Here is a 1,674-nt window from a genome sequence, read left to right on the forward strand (position 1 = left end):
AAGGACTACTGGAGCGCTTAGAAGTGAGAATGCCGGTATGAGTAGCGAAAGATCAGTGAGAATCTGATCCACCGAATGACTAAGGTTTCCTGGGGAAGGCTCGTCCTCCCAGGGTTAGTCGGGACCTAAGCCGAGGCTGAGAAGCGTAGGCGATGGATAACAGGTTGATATTCCTGTACTAGTTAATCATGTTTGAACGATGGAGGGACGCAGGAGGCTATGGTGAGCATCCGATTGGAAATGGATGTTCAAACGTCAAGTCTGGTTGTGAGTCAAATGCTTACAGCTAAGGACAAGGCGCGATGAGGACCGAATTTTAGTAGGGAAGCACCAGACGTCACACTGCCGAGAAAAGCTTCTAGTTAGTGATTAACTACCCGTACCGCAAACCGACACAGGTAGTCGAGGAGAGTATCCTAAGGTGAGCGAGTGAACTCTCGTTAAGGAACTCGGCAAAATGACCCCGTAACTTCGGGAGAAGGGGTGCTACACGCAAGTGTAGCCGCAGTGAAAAGGCCCAGGCGACTGTTTATCAAAAACACAGGTTTCTGCAAAATCGTAAGATGACGTATAGGGGCTGACGCCTGCCCGGTGCTGGAAGGTTAAGTGGATGAGTTAGCTTCGGCGAAGCCCAGAAATGAAGCCCCAGTAAACGGCGGCCGTAACTATAACGGTCCTAAGGTAGCGAAATTCCTTGTCGGGTAAGTTCCGACCCGCACGAAAGGCGTAACGATCTGGGCACTGTCTCAACGAGAGACTCGGTGAAATTATATTACCTGTGAAGATGCAGGTTACCCGCGACAGGACGGAAAGACCCCATGGAGCTTTACTGTAGCTTGATATTGGGTGTTGACACAGCTTGTACAGGATAGGTCGGAGCCGTAGAATTCGGAACGCTAGTTTCGAATGAGGCGCTGGTGGGATACGACCCTCGCTGTGTGAATACTCTAACCCACACCACTAATCGTGGTGGGAGACAGTGTCAGGTGGGCAGTTTGACTGGGGCGGTCGCCTCCTAAAAAGTAACGGAGGCGCCCAAAGGTTCTCTCAGAATGGTTGGAAATCATTCATTGAGTGTAAAGGCAGAAGAGAGCTTGACTGCGAGACAGACAGGTCGAGCAGGGACGAAAGTCGGGCTTAGTGATCCGGTGGTACCGTATGGAAGGGCCATCGCTCAACGGATAAAAGCTACCCTGGGGATAACAGGCTTATCTCCCCCAAGAGTCCACATCGACGGGGAGGTTTGGCACCTCGATGTCGGCTCATCGCATCCTGGGGCTGTAGTCGGTCCCAAGGGTTGGGCTGTTCGCCCATTAAAGCGGTACGCGAGCTGGGTTCAGAACGTCGTGAGACAGTTCGGTCCCTATCCGTCGCGGGCGTAGGAAATTTGAGAGGAGCTGTCCTTAGTACGAGAGGACCGGGATGGACATACCGCTGGTGTACCAGTTGTGCCGCCAGGCGCATCGCTGGGTAGCTATGTATGGATGAGATAAACGCTGAAAGCATCTAAGTGTGAAACTCGCCTCGAGATGAGATTTCCCATTCCTATATGGAAGTAAGACCCCTGAGAGATGATCAGGTAGATAGGCTGGAAGTGGCAGCCCCGTGAGGGGTGAAGCGGACCAGTACTAATCGGTCGAGGACTTAACCAAGTTGAAAACGTGGTTGTTTCCG

1 rRNA gene is annotated in these 1,674 nt (G+C 52.2%); it reads left to right on the plus strand.

The features are described from left to right. Positions 1–1,652 (plus strand): 23S ribosomal RNA (locus tag IV54_RS08290); the annotation flags it as partial. Positions 1,653–1,674: the final 22 nt, after the last annotated feature.

It is taken from the genome of Levilactobacillus paucivorans (assembly GCF_001437125.1).
GTDB classification, from domain to species: domain Bacteria; phylum Bacillota; class Bacilli; order Lactobacillales; family Lactobacillaceae; genus Levilactobacillus; species Levilactobacillus paucivorans.